Source organism: Imhoffiella purpurea, assembly GCF_000585215.1.
GTDB classification, from domain to species: Bacteria; Pseudomonadota; Gammaproteobacteria; order Chromatiales; family Chromatiaceae; genus Imhoffiella; species Imhoffiella purpurea.
In genome coordinates this window covers 84725-110119 of sequence record NZ_AONC01000014.1, presented here as the reverse complement: position 1 = coordinate 110119, position 25395 = coordinate 84725, and the positions used below count along the sequence as shown (strand labels likewise).

The 25395-nt window shown below is 64.4% G+C and carries 23 protein-coding genes; 13 read left to right on the top strand and 10 right to left on the bottom strand.

Features of this window, described 5'->3' with window-relative positions; all coding sequences use genetic code 11:
• Positions 1-1811, bottom strand: a 1811-nt coding sequence (locus tag D779_RS05370; protein ID WP_043750557.1) for a PAS domain-containing protein, incomplete at its 3' end; no start/stop codon positions are given.
• A 293-nt stretch (positions 1812-2104) separates the two neighbouring features.
• Positions 2105-3253 (bottom strand): GTPase family protein, encoded by a 1149-nt coding sequence (locus tag D779_RS21540; RefSeq protein WP_081763344.1) that lies wholly within the window; start codon positions 3251-3253, stop codon positions 2105-2107.
• A 291-nt stretch (positions 3254-3544) separates the two neighbouring features.
• Here D779_RS21540 and D779_RS05360 point away from each other — a divergent pair, with 291 nt between their 5' ends.
• The 6 genes from D779_RS05360 to D779_RS20955 all read left to right on the top strand — a co-directional run bounded on the left by D779_RS05360 (position 3545) and on the right by D779_RS20955 (position 9573).
• Positions 3545-4507 carry a serine hydrolase gene (locus D779_RS05360; RefSeq protein ID WP_232424071.1) on the top strand — a complete coding sequence of 321 codons (963 nt, stop codon included), beginning with the start codon at positions 3545-3547 and terminating at the stop codon, positions 4505-4507.
• 6 nt (positions 4508-4513) lie between these two features.
• Complete coding sequence (gene trhA / locus D779_RS05355; RefSeq protein ID WP_043750551.1) at positions 4514-5128, top strand: PAQR family membrane homeostasis protein TrhA; 615 nt, start codon at positions 4514-4516, stop codon at positions 5126-5128.
• A 13-nt stretch (positions 5129-5141) separates the two neighbouring features.
• Positions 5142-5354 carry a SlyX family protein gene (locus tag D779_RS05350; RefSeq protein WP_043750548.1) on the top strand — a complete coding sequence of 71 codons (213 nt, stop codon included), beginning with the start codon at positions 5142-5144 and terminating at the stop codon, positions 5352-5354.
• 185 nt (positions 5355-5539) lie between these two features.
• Complete coding sequence (locus D779_RS05345) at positions 5540-6724, top strand: hypothetical protein (RefSeq protein WP_043750545.1); 1185 nt, start codon at positions 5540-5542, stop codon at positions 6722-6724.
• Positions 6724-7173: a type 2 periplasmic-binding domain-containing protein gene (locus D779_RS05340; RefSeq protein ID WP_052347858.1), complete on the top strand. Its 450-nt coding sequence runs from the start codon at positions 6724-6726 to the stop codon at positions 7171-7173. The genes D779_RS05345 and D779_RS05340 overlap by 1 nt, the downstream gene beginning before the upstream one ends.
• A 3-nt stretch (positions 7174-7176) precedes the next feature.
• Positions 7177-9573 (top strand): putative bifunctional diguanylate cyclase/phosphodiesterase, encoded by a 2397-nt coding sequence (locus D779_RS20955; protein ID WP_052347857.1) that lies wholly within the window; start codon positions 7177-7179, stop codon positions 9571-9573.
• A 9-nt stretch (positions 9574-9582) separates the two neighbouring features.
• Here the strand turns inward: D779_RS20955 and rluB are convergent, their stop codons facing one another.
• From rluB to D779_RS05300, 7 genes are all read right to left on the bottom strand, one after another.
• Positions 9583-10476, bottom strand: a complete 894-nt coding sequence (gene rluB / locus D779_RS05330) for a 23S rRNA pseudouridine(2605) synthase RluB (protein WP_052347862.1) — start codon at positions 10474-10476, stop codon at positions 9583-9585.
• 63 nt (positions 10477-10539) lie between these two features.
• On the bottom strand, positions 10540-11157 hold the full coding sequence (scpB, locus tag D779_RS05325) for an SMC-Scp complex subunit ScpB (RefSeq protein ID WP_052347856.1): 618 nt from the start codon (positions 11155-11157) through the stop codon (positions 10540-10542).
• Positions 11138-11977 (bottom strand): segregation and condensation protein A, encoded by an 840-nt coding sequence (locus D779_RS05320; RefSeq protein WP_043750611.1) that lies wholly within the window; start codon positions 11975-11977, stop codon positions 11138-11140. The genes scpB and D779_RS05320 overlap by 20 nt, the downstream gene beginning before the upstream one ends.
• Positions 11978-12138: 161 nt before the next feature.
• On the bottom strand, positions 12139-13356 hold the full coding sequence (locus tag D779_RS05315; protein ID WP_081763342.1) for a tryptophan--tRNA ligase: 1218 nt from the start codon (positions 13354-13356) through the stop codon (positions 12139-12141).
• 85 nt (positions 13357-13441) lie between these two features.
• Positions 13442-14113, bottom strand: coding sequence for a site-2 protease family protein (locus D779_RS05310; protein ID WP_043750609.1), 672 nt, complete (start codon positions 14111-14113; stop codon positions 13442-13444).
• Entirely contained in the window at positions 14113-14736 is a 624-nt protein-coding gene (locus D779_RS05305) for an L-threonylcarbamoyladenylate synthase (RefSeq protein ID WP_043750539.1), read from the bottom strand. Before D779_RS05305 ends, D779_RS05310 begins: the two co-directional genes overlap by 1 nt.
• A 12-nt stretch (positions 14737-14748) precedes the next feature.
• Positions 14749-15624, bottom strand: coding sequence for a PHP domain-containing protein (locus D779_RS05300; RefSeq protein ID WP_043750536.1), 876 nt, complete (start codon positions 15622-15624; stop codon positions 14749-14751).
• Between the two features lie 152 nt (positions 15625-15776).
• Here D779_RS05300 and D779_RS05295 point away from each other — a divergent pair, with 152 nt between their 5' ends.
• The 6 genes from D779_RS05295 to D779_RS05270 all read left to right on the top strand — a co-directional run bounded on the left by D779_RS05295 (position 15777) and on the right by D779_RS05270 (position 19769).
• On the top strand, positions 15777-16523 hold the full coding sequence (locus D779_RS05295) for a hypothetical protein (protein ID WP_043750533.1): 747 nt from the start codon (positions 15777-15779) through the stop codon (positions 16521-16523).
• Positions 16524-16757: 234 nt separating this feature from the next.
• Positions 16758-17183 (top strand): TonB-system energizer ExbB, encoded by a 426-nt coding sequence (gene exbB / locus D779_RS05290; protein ID WP_043750607.1) that lies wholly within the window; start codon positions 16758-16760, stop codon positions 17181-17183.
• The gene (locus D779_RS05285) at positions 17180-17554 is read left to right on the top strand and encodes a biopolymer transporter ExbD (RefSeq protein ID WP_043750526.1); all 375 of its coding nucleotides are present in this window, start codon (positions 17180-17182) and stop codon (positions 17552-17554) included. The genes exbB and D779_RS05285 overlap by 4 nt, the downstream gene beginning before the upstream one ends.
• A 596-nt stretch (positions 17555-18150) precedes the next feature.
• Positions 18151-18501, top strand: coding sequence for an energy transducer TonB (locus D779_RS22110; protein WP_043750522.1), 351 nt, complete (start codon positions 18151-18153; stop codon positions 18499-18501).
• A gap of 116 nt (positions 18502-18617) precedes the next feature.
• A complete protein-coding gene (locus D779_RS05275; protein ID WP_043750604.1) occupies positions 18618-19388 on the top strand; it encodes a DUF3050 domain-containing protein in 771 nt (256 codons plus the stop codon).
• A gap of 78 nt (positions 19389-19466) precedes the next feature.
• Complete coding sequence (locus tag D779_RS05270; protein ID WP_043750601.1) at positions 19467-19769, top strand: TusE/DsrC/DsvC family sulfur relay protein; 303 nt, start codon at positions 19467-19469, stop codon at positions 19767-19769.
• A gap of 162 nt (positions 19770-19931) precedes the next feature.
• Here D779_RS05270 and D779_RS05265 read toward each other — a convergent pair whose 3' ends face one another.
• A complete protein-coding gene (locus tag D779_RS05265) occupies positions 19932-21137 on the bottom strand; it encodes an ammonium transporter (protein ID WP_043750519.1) in 1206 nt (401 codons plus the stop codon).
• A gap of 480 nt (positions 21138-21617) precedes the next feature.
• Between D779_RS05265 and D779_RS05260 the strand changes: the two genes are divergently transcribed.
• Positions 21618-25382, top strand: a complete 3765-nt coding sequence (locus D779_RS05260) for an AMP-binding protein (protein ID WP_043750516.1) — start codon at positions 21618-21620, stop codon at positions 25380-25382.
• The last annotated feature ends 13 nt before the right edge of the window (positions 25383-25395 follow it).

The following is a 25395-nucleotide window of genomic DNA, read 5'->3' as shown; positions in this document are numbered from 1 at the left end:
ATCCCGCGCGTCAGATCCCCGCGCGCGATCGCGTCCAGCACTCCGGCCACGTCGCTCAGCCCCGCCGACATGATGTCGAGCAGCCGGTTCAGTCCCTCGCTCAGCTGACGGAAGAAGCCCTCCTTGCCCGACAGATCCAGCCGCGACGCGAAATCTCCAACCGCCGCCCCCTCGACCAGACCCGCGATCTCGCGCTCCGCCGTCACCTCCGCCGTGCGATCCTCCCACTGGGTGACGCGGCCGCGATAGATCCCCATGTCGTCGGACACCGGGCTCGCTGTCAGACGCAGGCTGCGGCCACAGAATTGCATGTCGAAATCGCGGGTCGAGGTAAGTTTTTCCCGATAGGCCGCCGCGACCTCCTGATCCTCGAAATAATCGGCGAGCGCCGATCCAATCATGCGCTCGAGATTGAAGCTCGGCGAACGACGCTGGATCTCGGGGGTCATGTCGCGCCACAATGCCTCGGCCGCCCGGTTGAGATAGAATAATTGGTTCAGTTCGTTGGAGAGCGTGACCGGAAGCGAGACGCTGTCGAGCCCCGTGCGGATGGTCATGTTCTCCAAGGCGATCCGCTTGGTCTCCTGCATGTCGAAATCCAGTCGCGCCTGGACGGATTTGAGAGACATGAGCATGTTGCCCAGCTCATCCCGATTGGGTGCAACGATGGATGTGCTGTAGTTGCCCTCGGCCAGCGCCTCGAGATGGCTGGAGGTCTGTTTCAGGGGACGCGCGATCTTGCGCACCAGCCAGGTGCCGAGTACCGCCGCGCAGAGGACGGCGAGCGCGGAGAAGAGAAGCACCTGCAGCCGAGCCGCATGCGCGGCCGTCTCCATCGATTTGCGCTCCTCCTCGAACATCCCCTTGACCCGCCGCGCCGAGTCCGTAATGAGGATCTTGTAGGAGCCCCAGGCCGGGTTGCTCTCGACATTGTAGATCCGCTTGGCCTCCACCAGGTCCCCGGCGGCCAGGGCCTCCAGGATCCGATCGCGAATGGCGCGATTCTGCTCGAACCCCTGGGAGATGGCTTCGAGTGCATCCAGCGCTTTGGAGTCGTCTTTCGAGAGCGCCTGGGCCTTCAGCAAGGCGACACGGAACTCGGCATCGGACGACTCCAGATTCTCGCGCGCCTGGACAACCTCTGGCTCCAGAAGCACATAGCGCATCGCGGCGACCATCTGCAGACCATTCGCATACATGTCATTGAATGCCTGGTCCAAGACCAGGGTCTTCTCGGTCATATGGGCCGTGCGGTCGGTCGTCCGTTGCAGGCTCAGCAGAGACATGGCCAGCGCCAGGATGAAAAGGAGCGAAATGAGGACCAGCCCCCCGGGCAAGGCGCGGGTGATATAGAGATCGTTGATCCGCGACAGCAGCCTGGCATGAAGCGGTTTGATCGGTTTTCCGGCCCTCAAGCGGGCATAGACCGACTCGGCCTCGGCGATCTGGCCCCGCGTCGGTTTGCGCCGTACCGAGATGTAGCCGACGATCTGACCCTGCTCGCGTAGCGGCGAGACATTGGCCTCGACCCAGTAGTAATCGCCGTTCTTGCAGCGATTCTTGACCATCCCCGTCCAGGGGCGCCCCGACTTGACGGTTTGCCAGAGATCCTCGAACGCCGCGGAGGGCATATCCGGATGTCGTACGAGATTGTGCGGTGCGCCGATCAGTTCGGCCTCGGTGAAGCCGCTGATCTTGATGAAATCGAGATTGATCTGGGTGATCCGGCCTTTGAGGTCGGTGCGGGAGACGATCAGCTGATCGTCTTCCATCACATGCTCGATCTGGGTGACAGGCAGATTGGTTCGCATCTTCTTAGGGCTCTCGCAACGACCGGTTTTTGCGATTGGCGGAACGAGCATCACCCTAGGACGATGCCTCGGCAGCGGCCATGCCGCGACGCGTCCAAGATGAGGATCGCGTCTGCCAATCACCACCGAGTGGCATGGAAAATCTCACACGAATCGCGATCAATTTACAAAAACGCTCGGATACAAACCGGTGAGCGGGTCACATTTGCACCCTCTTCCCTATCCGCCTTGGTATCCATATCGGCGCGTCCGGCCGGATCGGCGCCTCGCCCTTGCCTCTGCGCCCCTAATTCTCAGGATCGAGGGTGTCCCCGTCCTGGAAACCGCGTCATGAAGCGTCCCGCATTGGCCAGTTGGCGGCGAAGCAGCGTCCAGTTCTCATCCCGGCGCGTATCGTCCCAGCCGAGCATCAGGCGTGTCCGCTGGGCACGATCCATCTGTTCCAGGATAGCCGCCCAGAGCGTATCGTCCACGTTGTAGATACGCCCCTCGGCGAGACACACGGGAATGACCGAGGCGATCGGCACCTCGAAATCGGCCGCGAATGCCGTCACCGCGGCCTGGATGCTCATCGCCTTGAGGTCGCCTGGATCGGTGAGATCGTATGGCGGCTGCCATTCGCGCAGCGGGCGCAGCCGATCGATGTGCGTCACCACCACCAGCATGGGTGGCGGCCGCCGATCGACACGGCTCGTCTGCGCCGTTCGCAAGGCGTCCAGGATCTGGCGCTCCGAATGGCGCTCCGGACTGTGCGCCGCGCTCACCCAGAGGATGATGTCGGCGGCGTTCGCCACCTCATGCAGGCTTTTGTAGGCCAGCCGCTCGGAGCCCGGGGTATCGTAGACGATGGCCAGTTCCTGTCCGTCGCGCTCCAGACGGTATGGCGTCAAGGCACGGTTGGGATCCGGTGTGAGGTCGATGGCCGCTCTGAGCCTGCCGAAGAGCGCGCCGATGAGCGTGGATTTTCCCGAGCTCGAGCAGCCGAGGAAGAGGATGCGCAATGGACAGGGACTGGTGTGAAGAGGCCGGGGCATCGAGGGCGGCGAAGTCGGGACAGGCTCCTCGGCCGGAGCCGTCTCGATCGGCCGCAACGACTGCTGGACCTGGAGAGGGATCCTCGCTGGCGGCGTCCGGCGAGGCTCGACATGGCCGCGGCCCTGCTCTTCCATCCATGCGTTCAGCCAGGATGCCGCCCCGGCGCAGAGCACGAGCATCCCGGCCCAGGGCCAGAACAGACCTGTCTTCAGCAGCCACAGCAAACCCAGCGGGACAAGGACGGCGACCGGCAGCACCCATAGGAGTAAAGGTACCGCACCCTGGCGTTCGACGTTCTTGAGGATCGAATCCAGGATCCCGATGACTCGACGCCGGCCGATAATCGGCATCCAGTCCTGGAGCACGCGCCTTGGATGCGTGCGGGGCTTGCGATAGAAAATCCTCATCTCCCAGACATCCTCGTGCACTCCATCCCATTGTAAGCCCTGCCTGGATCATACGCCTTGCAGCGATCACCACCAGGCCGAGCGTGGCATGATCGCGAAGGATTCCATCGGGGCATCGCGTTCCGGCACGGGTATGCGATAATCCGTGTTCGCATCCGGTGCCATTCAGTACCCAATCTATATCCCCAACTCCCGAAGGTCCTCTTCGCTATGCCCAGGTCGCGTCCAACAGGCTCCACCATCCTTCCAGCATCCGACCATCCAGGCAGGGGACTCGGCCGCAGGTTGTTGATGGTGCTTTTGCTCGCCCCATTGATTCTGACCGGCGCCGCCTGCGCCGGGAATCAGGAGCCCTCACAGGCACCCGTGATCTCGAACCGGCCGGCGACGATCAAGCAGAGCCCGACGACCACCGCGTGGGAGACGCCCGGGTATTGGGCCTCCAAGGCCGATTCGCGGTCGGCCGACGTTTGGGGCGAACTCGATCGCAATGCGCTTCATGTCCAGGTGGCAAGCGCCATCGTCGTCGACGAGAACGGCCGTCAGCTCTATGCCAAGAACGCCACCATGGTCACCCCGATCGCCTCGGTGACCAAGCTGATGACGGCCATGATCGTGCTCGACACCGGTGTATCGCTCGATCGCAGGATCACGATCGTCGATCAGGATCGGGATCGGCTCCGCAACAGTCGCTCGCGGCTGCGTATCGGGGAGGCGCGACTGAGCCGCGCGGATCTGATGCGGGCGGCCTTGGTCTCCTCTGACAATCGGGCGGCCCATGCCCTCGGCCGTACCACCTATCGTGGCGGCATGCCGGAATTCATCAAGGCGATGAACCGCAAGGCGCGGGCGCTGGGGATGCGCAATACCTATTTCGCGGACTGCAGCGGTCTGGACGCCCGCAATCGTTCCACGGCGGAGGATCTGGTCAAGATGGTCCGTGCCGCGGCGCGCTATTCCTTCATTCGCCAGGCCGCCGCGACGGGCGAAATGATGCTCTACCCCTTCTCCGGCCGGCCGCCGCTCACCTACCGCAATACGAATCCACTGGTACGCGATCCGGACTGGACCATCGAGGTCAGCAAGACGGGCTTCATCAACGAGGCGGGGCGCTGTCTGGTGATGCAGACCGTCATCAACGACCGCCGCGTCTATATCGTCCTGCTCCGCGGCTCGGGCCGGATGACGCCCTTCGGCGACTCCAAGCGGATACGCGACTGGCTATTGACCGCAACCCAGACGGTTTCGAGGTAATCATCCATGTATGCGGGCGAATTCTTCAACAGCATTTCACACCTCGTCGGCGCCTTCCTGGCATTGATCGGGGTCACCGTGATGGTCACGCTCGCAGGCACGGAAGGAGGAGCGCTCCGTATCACCAGCCTCACCATCTACGGTGTCACGCTTTTCCTGCTCTATCTCTTCTCGACCCTCTACCACAGCCTGCGAGGGCGGGCGAAACGGATCTTTCAGGTTCTGGATCACCACGCCATCTATCTGCTGATCGCCGGCACCTATACGCCCTTCACGCTGCTGGTCCTGAAGGGAGCGACCGGCTGGTGGATGTTCGGTGCCGTCTGGACCCTCGCGCTGATCGGCATCGTCATCGACTCCTTCCCCAAGAAAGGACCGCGATTCCTGTCTCTGGCCATCTATCTCGGCATGGGATGGCTGATCGTGTTCGCGCTCGATCCGCTGATCGGCGCCCTGTCCCCGGCCGGCTTCTGGGCCCTTCTCGCCGGCGGACTCTTCTACACGTTCGGCGTGATCTTCTACGTTCTCGACGACCGCTACCCATGGTGCCATGGGATCTGGCACCTCTTCGTGCTCGCCGGCAGCGTCAGCCATTATTTCACCATACTCCTCTTCATCTGACCGGATCGCCGCAATGGACACGACAGAATCGGGCATTGCCGATCTACAAATGCGCCAGACCTATCAAGAAGAGGATTTGGCGCAGCTCAACCTCAGCGTCCTGCGCCAGCAGCAGGAAATCGACGCATTGCGACAGGAACTGCAGCGCCTGAAGGAAATGATGGCCACGCTGGTTCAAAACGCCCCTGGAGCGCCGCCGGTCCAAGAACACCCTCCGCACTATTGACCCGATCCCATTCGGCTTTCCACTCCAATGAGCCCACGATCAAGCAGCTCGCCGCACTGGCGCAGATCCTGAATGCCTGGCAAGGCAGGGGCCAAGCAGACACCGGAGCGCGGCGACCGCGCCTTGCGCAAGCGCATTCATGGCCGCATTGTTTCACCGGCGACATCGAGCCAAGGAGCACCAGGATGAAGAACGGCCTCGCAAGGCTCCTGCCTGCAATCTGGCTGACCCATAGCGCACTGTTTGTCTCCGTTCAATCCCAAGCGAGCGATTCCGACTTCTCGCTCCACGGCTTCGGCACACTGGGCATCGCGCGCTCGACCGACGACTCGGCCGAATTGGTTCGGGACCTGTCGCAGCGCAATGGCCTGACCGAGCGCTGGAGCTTCGAGACGGACTCGCTGTTCGGCCTTCAGGCCAATCTGCAATTCCATCCCGAATTCGAAGGGGTCGTTCAGGCGGTCTCGCGCTACAACCCTCAAGGCGATTTCAAGCCGGAGCTCACCTGGGCCTTTCTCAGTTACACGCCCTCCCCCTACATCAGCCTGCGCACGGGGCGGCTCGGCAACGAGTTCTATATGCTCGCCGACTCGCGCCTGGTCAGCTATTCCTACGTCACGGTGCGACCGCCAATCGACTACTATGGGACTCTGCCTTTCTCTTACATCGACGGCATGGATGTGGCGCTGGTCACGCCCTTTGCCGGCGGACTCCTGAAGAGCAAGATCTACGCTGGTCTGAGCCGCGAGCAGTCTCCCTGGGAGGACCTGCAGCTCAATATGAGCGGATCGCTCTTGGTCGGCGGCTATCTCGACTTCGCCAAGGGGGCTTGGCAATTCAGGCTGGGGCACGCCGGTCTCAGATTCGACCAGGATCTGCCCGTGGAGGATTTCTACTCGGCATTGCCGCCGGAGACCGCCGACGAGCTGCGGATCGCGGGCAACTGGTCCAATTTCACCTCGCTCGGGGCCGTCTACGATTCGGGTCCCCTGCAGACCCAGCTCCTGCTCAGCAAGACCCTGAACGACCATGGGGCCTTTCAGGACACCTGGGCCGGCTATCTGATCGCGAGCTACCGGATGCGCGACTTCACGCCCTTCATCGGATTCTCGGCGACCAAATCCGCCCCCAAGGATCTCAAGCATCCGCTTCCCGGCTACAGCGACGCCTATCAATCCGAATTCTACAACGACCAACGCACCCTGTTTTTCGGCAGCCGCTGGGACTTCATGGAGAACATGTGCCTGAAGGCCCAGGTGGACCTGGTTCGCGGCAAGCCGGATTCCTACTTTCTGTATCGCTGGGAAGACAAGAGCGAATGGGACGGAAGCATGACGGTCTTCAGCCTCGCCCTGGATTTCGTCTTCTGATGATCGCGTCGAAATCCAATCCGCTCGTTCCGATGCTCTTCGTCGGCATCCTGATCGCCGCATCGCCCTCGATGTCCGAGGAGCTCCCGCTGGTCGTCGTCGTCAATGCGAGTACCGGGATCGAAACACTGACGCGCGATCAGGTCATCAATATCTTTCTCGGACGCTTTCGTCAGCTGCCGAACGGCGAAATCGCGATCCCGATCGATCAGCCCGCCGAACTCCCGATCAGAGAGCAATTCTATCGGCGCCTGGTGAATAAGAATCCTGCGGAGATTCGGGCCTATTGGGCACGCCTCATGTTCTCGGGCAAGACGACCCCACCGCATCAGGCAGACAGCGAGCAGGAGGTGCTCGAGACGCTGATGCGCGAGCCGGGCAGCATCAGCTACCTGATCGAGAACCGGCTCCAGGCCTCGCTCAAGGCCGTTTTCAGGCTCGAGCCCTGATCCATGCGCAAGCTCGGCTGGCATCGCAGCATACTGTTCCGTACGGCAGCGGTCCTGGTGCTTCTGTTCGTGCTGCTCAGCACCCTCGCCTTGACCCTGAGCTTCGAATACAACCTCGATCGCGCGAAGAAAGCCTCGGACGCCAGACTCGCTCAATTGCTGGATACGGTCGAAAGCACCGCCAGCGTCGCCTGCTTCGCCAACGACGATGTCCTTGCCGCAGAGCTGGCGAATGGTCTGCTCAAGAACACCGAGGTGCTGGCGGTCGACATCCTCGCCGGCGACCAGCCGCTGGCCTCCGGGCGCCGGAGCATGGAGACGCAAGCCTCCCGAATCCATGGGCCGCCCCTGGTTCGAGACGTCTATTCGCCCTTCAGTCCGGATCTGCGGGTCTGTCAGATCCGTCTGACCCCGAACCGGGCGCTGATCGAGCGCTCGATGGAGCAGGAACTGCGGTTCGCCACGCTCCAAACGGCGATCCAGCTGGCACTGGTCGCGATCGCGGTCGTCACCCTGGTGCTGCTGCAGGTGGTTCGGCCGATCAAGCAGATCTCGGACGGAATGCATCGCATGGATGCCACCCGGGGCGATCGTCTTCCGAGTCCGGTCGGGCATCGCCAATCCGAGATCGGCCTGCTGGTGGAGGACGTCAACCTGCTGGCCGACCATTTGGTACAGGCTCTGGACGATGAACGCGCCTTGCGCATCCAGCGCGAGATCGACGAGCGTCGCTATCACGCCATCTTTCAGAATGCCGAGACCGGGATCTTCATCATGGATGCCCAGGGTCTGCTGACCTCATGGAATCCCGCCTTCGAGCGGCTCATGCATCTCCCCGACGGGAGCGCGCCCAAGACGCACACCTCACTCCTGGATCTCGGCTGGAAGGACCCGCTCAGGCTGGCCGAGGCCGTGCTCGGATGTATCGACAAGACCCGCAGCTTTTCGACAGATCTCGCCTATGAGGGAGAGGACGGACGCGACATCTGGTTCAACATGGTCCTGACCCCGATCGGCGACGCCTCCTTCCAGGGCGTCATCCACGATGTCACCGGGCACAAGGAGGCCGAGGAATCGGCCAAACGCCTGGCGGTCACGGATCCGCTCACGGGCGTCGCCAACCGGCTCGGCCTCGAGCGGCGTCTCGCGGACCTGATCGAGGGCTGTCGACAGGAACAGGTTACCGGGTTCTCGCTGATCCTGATCGATGTCGACGACTTCAAGCGGATCAACGACGGCTTCGGGCTCCCTGTCGGCGACGAGGTGCTCAAGGAGGCGAGCAGGCGTCTATCGGCGTGCGTCAAGAGCTCCGACCTGATCGCCCGTCTGGGCGCCGACCAATTCGCGCTCGTCCTGCCCCGTCTCCAGCGCGGACTCGACATCGAATGCGTGGCCCGCCGGATCCGGGAGCGCCTCCAGCCGCATTTCATGGTCGCCGGATCGCCTATCATGCTGCGCGTCAGCCTAGGGATCGCCATCTATCCGCAGGACACCAAGGGGGGCATGGCCGATCTGCTCCATCACGCCGAGCTCGCCCTCACGCATGCCAAGGAGCTGGGCGGCAATTCGGTCCAGTTCTTCGACCCCTTGCTCGCGATCGCGATCGAGCAGAGACGCAAGCTGGAGAACGATCTGCGCAATGCGATCCGCGAGGACGAATTCGTGCTCTACTATCAGCCGATCGTCGACCTGGTCGCGGGCGATCTGGTCGGCGCCGAGGCCCTGATCCGCTGGCGTCATCCCGAGCGCGGCCTGGTGCCGCCAGACGACTTCATCCCGCTCGCCGAGGAAAGCGAGCTCATCAACGAGATCGGGCTCTGGGCGCTGGATGTGGCCGTGAAGCGTCTGGCCTTGTGGCGCGAGGCGGGGAACCGCCTCTATCTCTCGCTCAACGTCTCGGCGCGGCAGATTCCGGACGGCCTGCCACCCAAGGTGATTCTCGATGCCACCCGGCGTCACGGCATCGAGCCCGGCACGCTGGCGCTCGAGATCACCGAGGGCGTCCTGCTGGCCGATCTGGGCGACGCGGCCCGGTGGCTGAGCGAGATCCGCGCGCTGGGATTCCCGGTCTATCTGGACGACTTCGGAACCGGCTATTCGTCCCTGTCCTATCTGAAGCGCTTCGCCGTCGACCGGCTCAAGGTGGACAAGAGCTTCGTACGCGACATCGCCCACAACATCAGCGACCGGGCGCTGGTCGAGGCGGTCGTCGCGATGGCGAAGAGCCTCGGCATCGAGGTGGTCGCCGAGGGTGTCGAGGACCCGGAGCATATCCAGCTGCTGCGCGGCATGGGCTGTCGATATGCTCAGGGCTACTACTTCTCGCGTCCGCTGCCGGTCGAGGACTTCTGCGCCATGTGCGAGCGGATTCCGCTGATGCTGCGGAACGCCGAGCGGTGAGGATTCCGCCTAACCCCGACGTTTCGGCCTGCCCCATTTGGAGCGCGGCTCGCTCCCGGGTTCGAGATCGGGCATAGGCATCCGGGGCCGCGCGATCGGACGCCGATCCGCCGATCGGCCGGGTTGCGACAGACCGGCCAGGTCCATCAGAGTCGCTCGCTCCTCTTCGGTCAAGGGGCGCCAGTTGCCTGGAAAATGCCGTCGTCCCAGCTCGACATTGCCGTAGCGAACCCGGATCAGCCGGCTCACGGTGCAGCCGGCGGCCTCCCACAGACGGCGGACCTCGCGGTTGCGTCCCTCGCGCAGCACCACATGGAACCAATGGTTGGCCCCCGATCCGCCCCGATCCACGATGGAATCGAACCTGGCCGGGCCGTCCTCCAGCTCGATCTCCTCGGTCAGACGCGTCAGGGTCTCGGGCGACACCTCGCCCAGGATGCGCACCGCATACTCGCGCTCGACCTCGCGCGAAGGATGCATCAGCCGATTGGCCAGATCGCCGTCGGTGGTGAAGAGGATCAGGCCGGAGGTGTTGATGTCCAGCCTGCCGACCGCGATCCAGCGGCCCTCCTTGGGGCGCGGCAGGCGCCGGAAGACGGTCGGACGCTCCTCCGGGTCGCGCCGGGTGACCACTTCGCCCTCGGGCTTGTGATAGGCGATGATCTGGCGCAGGTCCTCGCGCGGCCGTCTCACCCGGATCTCGCGTCCATCGACCCGAATACGGTCGGCCGAGGTCGCCCGATCGCCCAGCTTGGCGATCTCGCCATTGACTCGGACCCGCCCCTCGCTGATCCAGGCATCGATCTCGCGGCGCGATCCCATCCCGGCCTCGGCGAGCAATTTCTGAAGCCGCACCGGCTCCTCGGTCGTATTGAATCGCCCTGAGCGGCGTTGATTCTTCATATCGGGATCCTGGGGACGAATCGATTGGTTCGACAACCGATTGGGTTGGATGAAAGCCGTTGGCTAGTCGTTGGCGGCCGGTCGCTGATGGCCGATTGCCGGAAACCTGTCCTCCACGGGCGTCTCCAGCGCGAGTTGGTCGTCGAGCAGGACCTCGGGGTCGCGGATCTCGGCCAGCGGCGGCAGGTCGTTGAGCGAACGCAGGCCGAAATAGTCGAGGAACTTGCGGGTAGTCGCATAGAGCGCCGGCCGGCCGGGCACGTCGCGATGCCCGACCACTCGGACCCACTCTCGCTCGGTCAGGGTCTTGACGATGTTGGTGCTCACCGCGACGCCGCGGATCTCCTCGATCTCGCCACGGGTGATCGGCTGACGGTAGGCGATCAGGGACAGGGTCTCCAGCAGGGCGCGCGAATAGCGCGGAGCCTTCTCGTCCCAGAGCCGCGCCACCCAGGGGGCTACCATGGATCGCACCTGGACCCGGAAGCCCCCGGCCACCTCGGCGATCTCGATGCCGCGATCGGCATAATCCAGCTGCAGCTCGCGGACTGCCCCCGTCACCTCGGCGCGGTCGGGCCGCTCATCCTCGGGGAAGAGCGCCAGGATCTGATCGAGCGTCAGCGGACCGCCGGCGGCGATGAGCGCGGCCTCGACGATGAGCTTAAGCGACGGCGATGTCATCGGACTCCTGATTGGATTCGCGCAAACGCACGTGGATCGGGGCGAAGGGTTCGTTCTGGACCAGCTCCAGCACGCTCGACTTGGTCAGCTCAAGCGTGGCCAGGAAGGTGACCACCACCCCGGCCCGTCCTTCGGCGACATCGAAGAGCGCCGTGAACTCGGTGAAGCTGCGGCCGCGCAGACGCTCCATGACCTGGGACATGCGCTCGCGCAGCGACAGCGACTCCTTCTCGACCCTATGGCTGGTGAAGAGCTGGGCACGGGCCAGCACGCCGCGCAGGGCAACCAGCAGCTCGCGCAGGTCCACATCGGGGGGCGTGCGCTGGAGGAAGCCCGGCGGAATCCCGGCATGCACCGGGAAATGGTCGCGCTCCAGACGCGGCAAGGCGTCAAGATCCTCGGCCGCCTGCTTGAAGCGTTCGTATTCCTGGAGCCGGCGAATCAGCTCGGCGCGCGGATCGCCGCCCTCATCGTCCTCCGACTCGACGCGCGGCAGCAGCATGCGCGACTTGATCTCGGCCAGCATGGCGGCCATGACCAGATATTCGGCGGCCAGATCCAGACGCAGCTCGCGCATCAGTTCCACATACTCCATGTACTGATCCGTGATCTCGGCGATCGGGATGTCGAGGATATCCAGATTCTGGCGCTTGATCAGATAGAGCAGCAGGTCGAGCGGTCCCTCGAAGGCGTCTAGGAACACCTCCAGCGCGTCCGGCGGAATGTAGAGATCCTGCGGCAGCGTCAAGAGCGGTGCCCCCTGCACGACGGCGAACGGCATCTCCTGCTGGAGCCCCGCGGAGGCGGTCTCCAGCGCCATCGCCCCATCCTCCTGCGAGGATGGGTTCTCGCGCTCCTCGCTCGGCCGTCGCGGGCGCGACGGCCGAGCGAGGGTCTCGGTCTCTTCCTCCCTGTGTTCCATCCCCGCGGGCTGCTCTCCTTGCGAACGGACGATCGCCGGACCGGACCGGGCGGTCCTGGTCAGGCCATCACCAGCGACATGGCATGACGGACCTCTTCGATGGTCTCGCGCGCCACGTCGCGGGCCTTCTCGCAGCCCTCGTTGAGCACGCTGCGCACCAGATCCGGCTGCGCCTCGTACTCCTGGGCGCGCTGCTGGATCGGAACCAGCTCGGCCAGCACGCCCTCGATGACCGGCTGCTTGCACTCCAGACAACCGATGCCGGCCGAGCGGCAGCCTTCCTGTACCCAGTCGCGCACCTGATCGTTCGAATAGACCTGATGGAACTGCCACACCGGACATTTCTCGGGATCGCCCGGATCGGTGCGGCGCACCCGCGCCGGGTCCGTCGGCATGGTGCGCAGGGATTTCTCCACCTCCTTGGGGGAGTCCCGCAGTGCGATGGTGTTGCTGTACGACTTGGACATCTTCTGTCCGTCGAGCCCGGGCATCCTCGACGCCTTGGTCAGCAGCGCCCGGGGCTCGGGCAGGATGATACGGCCACCGCCCTCCAGATAGCCGAACAGGCGCTCGCGGTCGGCCAAGGTGATGTTGCCCTGCCCCTCGAGGAGCGCGCGCGCCACCTCCAACGCCTCCTGATCGCCCTGTTCCTGATAGCGTCGCTTGAGCGAGTCGAACAGCTTTGCGTTCTTCTTGCCCATCTTCTTCTTGGCCTCTTCGGCCTTCTGCTCGAAGTCCGGTTCGCGGCCGTAGATGTGGTTGAAGCGGCGCGCCACCTCGCGGGTCAGCTCGACGTGGGCAACCTGATCCTCGCCGACGGGGACCCCTCCAGCCTTGTAGATGAGGATGTCGGCGCTCTGCAGCAGCGGGTAGCCGAGGAAGCCGTAGGTGGAGAGGTCGTGCTCCTTGAGCTTGTCCTGCTGATCCTTGTAGGTCGGCACGCGCTCGAGCCAGCCGAGCGGCGTGATCATGGACAGCAGCAGATGCAGTTCGGCGTGCTCGGGCACGTGCGACTGGACGAAGATGGTGGCCGAGCCCGGATTGATGCCGGCCGCCAGCCAGTCGATGACCATCTCCCGGGTGCTGTCCGGGATGATCGAGGGATCCTCATAGTGGGTGGTCAGGGCGTGCCAGTCGGCGACGAAGAAGAAGCACTCGTATTCGTGCTGCAGTTCGAGCCAGTTCTTGAGCACGCCATGATAGTGACCCAGATGCAAACGGCCGGTGGGTCGCATGCCGGAGAGCACGCGCGCATTTTGTGTGGAGACGGAATTCAAGGATGGACGTCCTCGCGTCGAGCTGAAAGGATTTCGGACTTGGACAAGTCTGGAAACCGTGAGAATGATGTCAGAGGAGAATGCGTCAGACCAGAAAGAGTTCCTTCACGATCCCGGAGCCGGGCAGCAGGCCGACCGTGGCGATGACCAGGGGCAGCAGGATGGCCCCCAGCAGGCCGGTGACCAGCAGGGCCAGAAGGATGATCAGTCCATAGGGCTCGAGTCTCGAGAAAGTGTAGGCGATTCGTGGCGGCAGCAGCGCGTTCAATATGCGTCCACCGTCGAGCGGCAGCACCGGGAAGAGATTCAGCACCATGAGGAAGACGTTGATCAGGACCCCGGCGGCCCCGGAATAGACCAGTGGCAGGGCGACCCACTGGCTGACGGGCATCAGGATCAGCCCGAGATGGATCGTCAGCCCCCAGAAAAGCGCCATGAGCAGGTTCGCGCCCGGACCGGCGGCGGCGACCAGCGCCATGTCGCGACGCGGATGGCGCAGATTGCGCCAGTCGACCGGAACCGGCTTGGCCCAACCGAAAAGAAATCCGGCGAGCAGAAAGGTGACCACGGGAACCAGGATGGTCCCGACCGGATCCACGTGACGCAGCGGATTGAAGGTGACCCGCCCGAGCATGAAGGCCGTGCGGTCGCCCAGCCGATTGGCCACCCAGCCGTGCGCGGCCTCGTGGACCGTGATGGCGAAGAGCACCGGGATGGCGAGTACCGCCAGCAGCTGCAGGTGATTGAGTGCGTTCATCATTCCTCGAGAAGGCTGGCGTCGCCCTTGCCACGGCGGATCAGCACCGGAGGATCGGAGATCATGTCGATCACCGTGGTCGGCTCCAGGCCGCAGAAACCGCCGTCGATGACCAGCTCGAGATGCTTGTCGAGGATCTCGCGCATGTCGTAGGGATCCGTCATCGGCAGATCCTCGCCGGGAAGGATCAGCGTGGTGCTGAGAATGGGCTGGTCCAGTTCGCTCAGGAGCGCGCGGCAGATCTGGTTGTCCGGAACCCGGATGCCGATCGCCTTGCGCCTGGGATGCTGCAGACGACGCGGGACCTGCTTGGTCGCCTCGTGAATGAAGGTATAGGGACCGGGGGTCAGGGATTTCAGCAGCCGAAATGCCTGGTTGTCGATCTTGGCGTAGGTGGTGATCTCGGACAGATCCCGGCACACCAGGGTGAAGTAATGCTTATCGTCGACCCGGCGGATACGGCGGATGCGTTCCATGGCCGACTTCTCGCCGATCTGACAGCCGAGCGCATAGGAGGAGTCGGTCGGATAGACGATGACTCCACCCTCCAAGAGGATCTCGACCGCGCGACGGATGAGCCGCGGCTGCGGATTCTCGGGATGAATCTGAAAGAATTGGGCCATGGATGGGGTTGATCAGCCAAGGGCGATACGAGGCGCAGGCTCGGCATCCGCCATCTCGGGCCAGTCATGCCAGATCGGGGTGCAGCCCTCGGGCAGCGGAGACAGCCGGCCGAGTTCGAGCCAGGGGTAGATGGGACCGTGGTAGTCCGAGCCGGCGGAGGCCAGCAGGCGCTGCTCGCGGGCGTGACGGGCGAAATTGAAGGCATCGTCGCGCGAGTGGCTGCCGGTGACCACCTCGACCCCGGCGCCGCCGAGTTCGCGAAACTCGCCGAGCAGGCGCTGCATGCGGGTCCGTGTCAGCCCATAGCGGGCAGGATGCGCGACGACCGCCTGGCCGCCGGCTCCGCGAATCCAGCCGACGGCCTCTTCCAGACTCGCCCAGCGTCCGGCCACGTGTCCCGGTTTGCCGCTGGTGAGGAAGTGTCTGAAGACCTCGGCCGTATCGGCAGCGAGCCGGCGGCTGACCAGGAAACGGGCGAAATGGGTGCGGCCGATCAGGGTCCCGTTGGAGAAGGCACGGGCGCCCTCGTAGGCGTTCTCGATCCCGTGCTTGGCCAGCCGGCGCCCCATCTCCTCGGCACGCCAGGCGCGGAACTCCAGCAGTCTCGCCAGACCTTGCTGCAGGTCCGCATTGTCCGTGTCCAGATTCAGGCCCACGACGTGAACCGTGCGCGCGCCCCAGGTCACCGAGATCTCGACGCCGGGAATCAGATGGATGCCCGCGTCGACCGCCGCCCGCCGGGCCTCTTCGACGCCGTCGGTGTTGTCGTGATCGGTAAGCGCCATCAGGGTCACGCCGGCCGAGGCGGCACGCGCCACCAGCTCGGCCGGCGTCAGGGTGCCGTCCGAAGCGGTCGAGTGCGTATGCAGATCTGGAATCCGGGTCATCCGTCTAGTTTAACCGAAGGCGCGACATCGCGTGAGACGAGAAGCAACACACGAACCAATCTGGTTGCTATGCTTGTCGGTTGCAAGGTCCGGAACGCACCGAAAGGGTGCGTGGCTCACCCCCAGATTGCGTCGAGGGATGATTGTCCGACATGCTGCCACCGATCGATATCAGCTACATCGCAGACCGACTCAGCGAGGTCGGTGAAGAGGTCCAACGGGTCTTCGAGGAGACTTCCGACACCCCGGATCCCAGCCCGCAGGTGCTTCTCGGCGGGCTCCAACGACTCCTCGACATCCTGCGCGCCGCCGAGCGGGATACATTGGCCGCCTCCGCGGCAACCCTCAAGGATCTCACCGGATCCGATCCGGAAAGCCTGCTCGATCACGGGCTCGACCTGCTCTCGCAGTGTTCCCAGCTCGCCAAGCGGCTCGGCCTGCCTCAACAGGCGCGCGCCATCCAGATCCTGACCCTTCCCCTGTGCTGCTGGATGCTCAGACGGGGCGCGGAGATACTGCGTCCGGAGCCCGTCATCGACGCCGCGGCCCTGCTCGCCAACCAGTCCAGCGATCCGGAGGAACTGGCCGAGCTGTTCGTGCTCATGACCGAGCTCATGAATGGAATCGGTCTGGAGCGCGCACTGGAATTCGAGGCGAGCAATTCTGGACGCCCCTGGCGAGTGCTGCTGTTCAATCGTGCCATCGTGGCCACCCGTACCCATCAGACCGTCCTGATGGAGGCCGCCTTCGATGCCATCGGCGAGCATTTGCCGAGCGATGCGCCCGATTTCTTCCGCGAGGGGATGGGGCAGATGGAGATGCACGACTACCCGGCCCATGTCCGCCAGGTAATGCAGCGCTATTTCGAACGCTGGTGCAGCGGTCAGCGGCTGCATTGACTCAGGCAGCGCGCCTGTGCCGGGTCGAGCGCCCTCGGGCCGCAATCTGGAGCCCCCGCCAGCCCCCGTCAGTGTAACGATCTCTCTCCAGCCGGTCCGGGATGGGAAGGGTTCCAGCACCTGGCACGAACGGTTAGAGTGGTCGAACGAGCGGATCGCCTCGATCCGGTGGATGCGGAGAAAACGCTCGCCGATGCGCAAACCGATGCCGACACCAGAGGAGGAGAGATTGGCGTGGAATTCCTGAAGTCCAACCTGGACCTGGGGGTGGTGGGCATCCTCGGATTCATGAGCTTCATCATGATCGCCTGCGTCATCGAACGCTATCTCTATTACGCCAGGGTCGATCTGAGCGCCTTCGAGGATCCGGAGGACCTGGATCTCGCCCTCACGCGCAACCTCACCGCCATCGCCACCATCGGCGCCAACGCGCCGTACATCGGCCTGCTCGGAACCGTGCTCGGCATCCTCATCGCCTTCTACGACATCGGTCTCCAGGGCAAGATCGAAACCGCCGCCATGATGATGGGGCTGGCCCTGGCGCTCAAGGCGACCGCGCTGGGCCTGGTCGTCGCCATCCCCTCCCTGGTCTTCTACAACGCGCTCCTGCGCCGCACCGAACGGCTCAAGGCGCGCTGGCGCCGGGTCAGGCGCGCATGAAGCGGATCGACCAGATCAATGTGCTGCCCTTCATCGACATCATGCTGGTGCTGCTCGCCATCGTCCTGACGACGGCGACCTTCATCGGCGAGGGACGCCTGGAGATCCGGCTGCCCGATTCGACGAGCCAGCCGGCTCCCCCTCCCCCCGGGGCCGTCGAGATCGGGGTCGACGCCGACGGCAGCTACTATCTGGACGCGGAGCCGGTCACCACCGAGCGGCTGGCCACCGAGCTCGACGCACTGGATCGGTCCACCCCGATCCTCCTGCGCGTCGACGCAGCGGCCCGATTCGAGCATTTCGTCGCCATCGTCGACCAGCTCAAGGCGCGCCGACTCGAGCGCCTGACCATCCTGACCCGCAAGTCATGATTCAGGCGAATCGCTGCCGACGCTGCGTATGGGTCGGAATCGCTCTGTCCGCCGCGATTCATGCCGCGGGTGCCGCCGTCCTCCTGCATTTGGGAACGGACGCCCGATCGGGCACCCAGGAGCGGGAGGTCGCGATTTCGCTCGGCATGTTCGGCGAGCCGGACTCACCGGCCACAGAGGACCGAGCCACGCCGGCAGAGAATCCGGATGGTCCGCAACCGCCTCCCGATTCGGCCATCGCCGAACGGGAACCATCTCCGGCCGACGATGAGACGCCCTCCCCGCCCCGGCCCGCACCGCCGGTACCTGAGCCGGTACCGGAGAAACCCATTGCCAGCCTGGCCGAAGCCGCTCCATCCCAGGATCCCGTCCAGCCGCCTGTCGCCTCACCGAGCGGAAACCGGAATCTCCGCTCGAACGAGTCGGATCCACCCGACAGCCCCAAGGTCGCCCCGAGGCGGACAGTCAAATCCAAGCCGCCCCCCAAGCCCCGCGCGGAACCGCGCCCCAAGGCTACCGCTCAGGCATCCAGGGAGCCGGGCCGACCGCCGAGAACCGGTTCGACCCGCCGAGGATCTCCGTCGGGACAGGCGGCCATGGATCGTAGCGCCCAATCGGGCGAATCCGGCACCAAGACGACCAAGGCCGCGCGACAGGCCGCCGAACGCGCCTATCTGGCCGCCCTGCAACGCGCTATCGCCCGCCAGCAACGCTATCCGACCAGCGCCAGACGCCGACAGCAGACGGGTGTCGCCACGGTGGCCTTCGTGCTCCAGGCCGATGGCCGTATCGGCGGAATCCGCATCGCCAAGGGTTCCGGTCACGGATCGCTCGACCAGGCATCGCTGGATGCATTGCGTCGGCTGGGCCGATTCAAACCCATTCCGCCCGAAGTGGGGCGCACATCCTGGCCCCTGCGGGTCCCGATCCGCTTCGACCTGAGATAGCGACAGCCGCGCATCCGGCATGACGGCCAAAGCGCACCATAATCGCCCAGCCGCACCGGAGCTTGGTTATCATTGGTTCGGCATCCGCTGAAATACCGAATAACGAGGACATGAAGATGGCATCACTCGACCTTGAATCCCTGCGTCCGCTCCAGGATCAGCTCGCCAATCACGAGATCTATGGCGCGATCGGGACGCTCGAAGATCTGCGGGTCTTCATGAAACACCATGTCTTCTCGGTCTGGGACTTCATGTCGCTGATCAAGTATCTGCAACGGTCGATCGCGCCCGTCCAGGTCCCCTGGATGCCGACCTCGGATCCCAGCCTGCGCTATTTCATCAACCAGCTGGTGCTCGAGGAGGAGTCGGACGCCATTCCGATCGCCGGTGAAGGGACCCGTTTCGCCAGTCATTTCGAGTTCTACTGCCGCGCCATGCAGGAGGTCGGCGCCGACGCCGATATGCCCCAGCGCTTCCTGACCCTGGTCGCCGAGCAGGGCATCGACAAGGCGCTCTACTCCGATCCGGTGCCCCTGCCGGCGCGCTATTTCAGCGAGACCACATTCTGCTTCATCCGCGAGGACAAGCCACACATGGTGGCCGCTGCGCTCGCGCTCGGACGCGAGAACCTCATCCCCTCCATGTTCCGTCGACTGCTCGAACGCATGGGCATCGGTCCCGAACAGGCGCCTGCCTTCCATGCCTATCTGGAACGTCATATCCATCTGGACCAGGATTTCCATGGGCCACTGTCGATGAGGCTGCTGGAAACACTGTGCGGGGACGACCCCAAACGCATCGAGGAGGCCGAAACGGCCGCGGAAGAGGCGCTCTGCGCCCGCATCCGCTTCTGGGACGGCGTTCTGGAGGCGATCCGGACGAAATAACCAGGCGTCTTGATATGTTTTTCTCCGCCTCCAGATTGATCTGCGACACCACATCGATCAACAGACGAGGAACAGATGATGCAAGCAGCGATCGAAGTCCCCCTGGACAACGAAGGCTTCCTGCTCGACCGTGACGATTGGAGCGAAGAGGTCGCGGTCGAACTGGCCCGATCGGACGATTTCGAGATGACCGAGCAGGTCATGGGCTTCATCCGCGAGGCACGCTCCATGTACGAGGAGGACGGCGTGGTTCCGCCCATCCGTATCTTTGCCAAGAAGCAGAAGGTCTCGACCAAGGAGCTCTATAACATCTTCAAGAAGGGCCCCATGAAGCTGATCTGCAAATGGGGTGGCCTCCCCAAGCCGACGGGCTGCGTCTAGGGAAACGCCGATCGATTGCGTTTCCCGTTCAGGCCAATCAGCCCCTCGATAGAGAGGCATTGAGCGCCGGGGAGTCGCCGGTCGAATGCCTATCCGGCATCCGACCGGCATCGAGATGCTCGAACGCACCACCATTCATGGCCGGAGCGCCAAGCGCTTGGATCAAACCTCGCCGCGATTGTAATCGGGCTGGGCCGTGATCTTGTGGATGCTCAGGTCGGCGCCGACGTACTCCTCTTCCTCGCTCAGCCGGATTCCCAGCACCGCCTTGATGATGCCGTAGACGATCGCACCGCCGACGAAGGCCAGCAGGACACCGATCAGGGTCCCCGACAGCTGGGCCATGAAGGTCACGCCGCCGACGCCGCCCAGCGCCTCCAGGCCGAAGATCCCCGCCGCGATTCCGCCCCAGAGACCGCAGAGCCCATGCAGCGGCCAGACGCCGAGCACGTCGTCGATACGCCATTTGTTCTGGGTCAGGGTGAAGGCGTAGACGAAGAGTCCGCCAGCGACCGCTCCCGTGAACAAGGCACCGAGAGGGTGCATGAGGTCCGAGCCGGCACAGATGGCGACCAGACCCGCGAGCGGACCGTTGTGCAGGAAGCCCGGGTCGTTCTTGCCCGCGATCATCGCCGCCAGGATGCCGCCGACCATGGCCATCAGCGAATTGACCGCCACCAGCCCGTTGACTGCACCAACCGTCTGGGCCGACATCACGTTGAAGCCGAACCAGCCGACCGTCAGTGTCCAGGCCCCGAGCGACAGGAAGGGGATGGACGAGGGCGGATGCGCCGTCATGGTGCCGTCCTTGCGATAGCGCCCGGTCCGAGCCCCGAGCAGCAGCACGGCGGCCAACGCGATCCAGCCTCCCACCGCATGCACCACCACGGAGCCGGCGAAGTCGTGGAAGGGTGCGCCGAACAGCCCCTCGATCAGGGATTGCATGCCGAAATTGCCGTTCCAGGTCATGCCCTCGAAGAGCGGATAGAGGAAACCGACGATCAGGAAGGATGCCAGCAACTGAGGATAGAAGCGTGCGCGCTCGGCGATGCCGCCCGAGATGATCGCCGGAATGGCGGCCGCAAAAGTGAGCAGGAAGAAGAATTTCACCAGTTCGTACCCGTTCTTGGCCTGCAGGGCCTCGGCGCCGGAAAAGAAGTCGACGCCGTAGGCGAACGTGTAACCGATGAAGAAATAGGCAATGGTCGAGATCGCGAAATCGCTCATGATCTTGGCCAGCGCGTTGACCTGGTTCTTGGCGCGCACCGTCCCGACCTCGAGGAACGCAAAGCCTGCGTGCATCGCCAACACCATCACGGCGCCGACCAGAATGAACAATACGTCTGTACCTGCCTGCAATGACTCCATAGTCGAATCTCTTGTGCAATTTTGGTGCGACCCATAAGCAGATATCAGGCCAATTGCTCTCGCCCATGACCGTCTCCGGACCTTGCAATCCCCTGAAATAGGCGACTGCCGACACGATTAGGGACTCGCGATCAATATCTTGCGATCCCGGTCGTCGCAATGAACACATGTAGAGCAAGCGCTCGTCGAGCGGGCGCGCCCGGCGAGTCGCCCCCCTTCTACCAGACATGGAGAAAGCGAATACGCACCCTTGCAGGGCGCTGCGACAGGAATGTCGCACCATACTGGATCGCCGATCGGACCGAGCCACGAACGGCATCCATCGCGACGCCAGCGACGCTTGGTCTACACTAGGGCGCAACCAGACCAGAAGAGTCCGCCGCCGATGCAGCCCCGCCATCCGAGCGCGACACGGGATTCGATGGGCGCAAGGCTGGTGATTGGAGAGCACCATCATCCCACCTGACGGACATTCAGATCATGACCTCCAGGGACAGCGCGGTTCATTCCGTCCACGAGACGACCGGATTGCAGGAAGGGATCTTCGCCGTTTATTCGGAGCTCGCGTCGGAACACCAGGCATCGTCACCCTATAACGAGCAATTCAACTGTCGAGTCGCTGGAGACCTGGATCCCGAATTGCTCTTGATGGCTTGGTCGTCCCTGTCCGAGCGGCACCCTGCCTTGAGAACGGCCTTCACCCGCACCAAGGAAGGCAAGGTCGTACAGGCCGTACTGACATCGCGCCCGCCTCATGTGCTGATGATTCGGGACGGCGCCGCCGTCGACCTGGAGGAGATCGCCCGTCGCGAGCGCTCCCACCGCTTCGATCTAGCCCGCGATCCACTGCTGCGCGTCGTGCTGATCGGGCAGGCGCCGGGGACCTGGCGGATGCTGGTCACCTTTCACCATCTCATCGCCGATGCCTGGTCCGCCCCGATACTGATCGAGGATCTGGTTGCACTCTACGAAGCCGCATCGGGTCTAGGGCCGACCCTGCCAGCACCCCCGCGGACGACCCCCGGCGCCTTCGCCGACGCACTCTACGCCAGCCGGGGTCCGGCCAATCGCGCCTACTGGGGCGAAACCCTCAAGGGCGGCGAGATCCCGCGGCTGCCCTTTCTGGACAGATCGCGGCCCGCCGGCACCAGGGAGTGCCTCAAAAGCTTCGTCCCGGAACCGACCGCCAGGGCGCTGACGGCCCTCGCCCAAGGGCTCGAGATCTCCGAAAGCGCCGTCCTTCACGCCCTCTGGGGTCTGCTCCTGGGGCGCCTGACCGGCATCCAGGAGCCGATCTTCGCGACGGTATCGGCCAACCGAACCCACGACATGCCCGACATCGAGCGCGCGCTCGGCATGTTCATCGTCACCCTGCCCGTCAAGGCATCGCTGTCCGGCGGACGGACCTTCGCCGAAATGTGCCGTTCCATGCACGAGCAGCTCGCCCTCGCACCGCTCTGGTCTTCGCCGACCCTGGCGGACATGCTCGCCGCCACCGGGCTCCAGGCATCGGAGCTCGACCACACCATGAACGGCCGGCCCTCCGGGCTGGCCTGGGGAGACATCGAGCACCTGTCCTTTCCCCGGTCGGGATTGGCGATCGACGAATACCAGGCCGAGAGCTGGGATCATTACGACTTCCAGATCGGCTTCACGCTCGGCCGCCGCCCCTTCATCGAGGCCCGATTCGACACCAGCCGGGTCGAGCGGGACCAGCTGTCCGATATTCTCGATGCCGCTCTGGCGCTGCTCGCGAACTGTCTCGACGCCCCCTCGGCCCCCGCCACCTCGCAACCGCTGGCGACGAGCCGGGGTCCCGAGCTCTCGATGCTCGAAGGCCCCGCCGCCAAGCTCGACAGAATCCTGCCCGAATCGATCGCGGAGGTGCCCGGCGAGCGTCTGGCGACATGGGATCCGCGCGGCCCGCTCTCCTATTCCGAACTCGGATCGCGGGCGGAGCGCCTCGCCGCGGAGATGGCCGCGGCCGGCGTCGCACAGGGTTCGCGGGTCGCCCTATCGGCCCTGCCAAGCACCCACGTCCTCGTCCAGGTCCTTGCGACCTGGATGCTCGGCGCGAGCTTCGTCCCCGTCAATCCGGCCTGGCCGGCCGCGCGACGGTCGCGCATCCTGGAGGCCGCCCGTCCGAGGATCCGACTCGGACTCGAGGGCGGGATCGAAGCGGCCGAAGGCGACGAGGCGCCAATCCCAGGCATGGCCTATCGGATCTTCACCTCGGGCTCGACCGGCACGCCCAAGGGCGTCGACGTGGGCATGCGGGCGCTCACCAACTACTGCGTCAGCGCCATCTCCCGTCTCGGACTGAGAGAGACGGACCGCGCCCTGCAGGTGACCTCGGCGGCCTTCGATCTCGGCTATACGACCGCCTTCGGCCTGCTCGCGGCCGGAGGGTCGGCCTTCTGGGCCGCCCACGAGGACCTGGTCGACCCGAACCGGGTCCTGCGGCTGATGGCGGAGCAGGAAATCAGCGTGCTCAAGACGACGCCTTCCTTTCTGACCCTGATGCTCTCCGCCCCGGATCCGAGTCTCTTCGCGGACCTGAGGCAATGGCGGCTCATGATCCTCGGAGGCGAAGCCCCGGATCTTGGCAAACTGGCCCAGCTCCGGGAGCTCTGTCCCTGGCTGCAGCTGGCCTTCCACTATGGTCCGACGGAGGCCACGATCGGCTGCACCATGACCGCGCCCTTCCCCATCACGAGCGTCGGGGAGATGGATGGCGCCGACATCGGGACGCCGGTCCTGAATACGGGGATCAAGATCCTCGACCCCTTCGGACAGGCTCTGCCAAGGGGAGTCCCAGGCGAGCTGACGGTCTTCGGCGATGCCTTGGCCGAGGGATACGTCCAGGGTGGCGGCGGCTTCGTGGAGATCGGGGGAGAACGCGCCTATCGCACCGGCGACAGGGCCCTCGTGGGCCGGGACGGCGTCCTGCGGCTGCTCGGGCGCATGGACGAGCGGGCCAGGATCCGGGGGCATTGGGTATCGCCGTCCGAGACCCGGAAGGCCCTGATCGGTCTGCCCGAGGTGGAGGATGCCGCGGTGTCGATCCGCGAGCACCAGGGCGAGACCCGGATGGTCGCCTTCGTGGCGGTCGGGGATCGGATGGTTTCGCCGACCCAGCTGAGGTCGAGGCTGCGCGAGACGCTTCTCGACGCCCAGATCCCCTGCCAGTTCTATTTCCTGTCCCGGCTCCTCATGACCGAGAACGGAAAACTGGACACCGCCAGCATGATCGCCGCGGCCAAGCCTGCGCCCGGCGCATCCGGCTCGGAAGGGCCGGCCACCGAGACGGAGAGACTACTGGCCCGAATCTGGTGCGACGTCCTGGGCGTCGAGCGCGTCTCGCGGCAGGACGATTTCTTCGTCATCGGCGGCCACAGCCTCAAGGCCATGGAGGTCTCCGCCCGTCTCGCCCGAAACGGCCGTTCGGCCATTCCGCTCCGCACCTTCTTCGAGGCGCCGAGACTCATGGATCTGGCGCGATGGATCGACGACGAGCCCACCAGGAACGATGAGAGAGGCATTTTCCCATTGCTGGATCGGGGCGCCTCCGCAAACGTCCTCTGTTTTCCTGCTACTATCGGCAGTGCAAGCATCTATCGCGAGGCACTGGATCTCATGGAGCTCGGTTGCTCGGTCGATGGCCTCGATGATGCGAACCGCTTCGACCAGGCCGAAACGCTCGAGGACATGGTCCGCGAGATGCTGGCCTGCGCGACCGCGACCGGCAAGGATTACAGGGTGCTGATGGGATGGTCGTTCGGCGCCAGCCTGGCCTTCGAGGCCGCACGGCAATTGGAGCCCCTGGGGCAGAGACCGCTGCTCGTCATGATCGATGGTCATCCCGCCGATCCCGATGCCTGTCGAAGGGAGACCCCGGATGATCTGCGATCGCTCGCGACGCAGCGCTATTGGTCGACCCTCCTCCGCAAGATGACCGAGAGTCTCGACGCATCCGGTCTGGAGCGATATCAGCGACAGCTGCATGGTCGTCGGGACAAATCGATGCGCTATCGCTTCAAGGGTCCGCTCAGGAACGATCTCCTGTTCATCGCCGCGGACCCGAGCGGGGCCATCGGGCCGGATACGAGAACAAAAATCGAGGCATCGACCACCGGCAAGGTGCAGATCGAGGTCGTTGCCGCCGATCATTTCAGCCTCTTCCACCCGCCTCATGTCCAAGACTGGGTTGGCGAGGTTCGGCGACGGATCCACCGAAGTCTTTGAGCCCGGCCCCCCG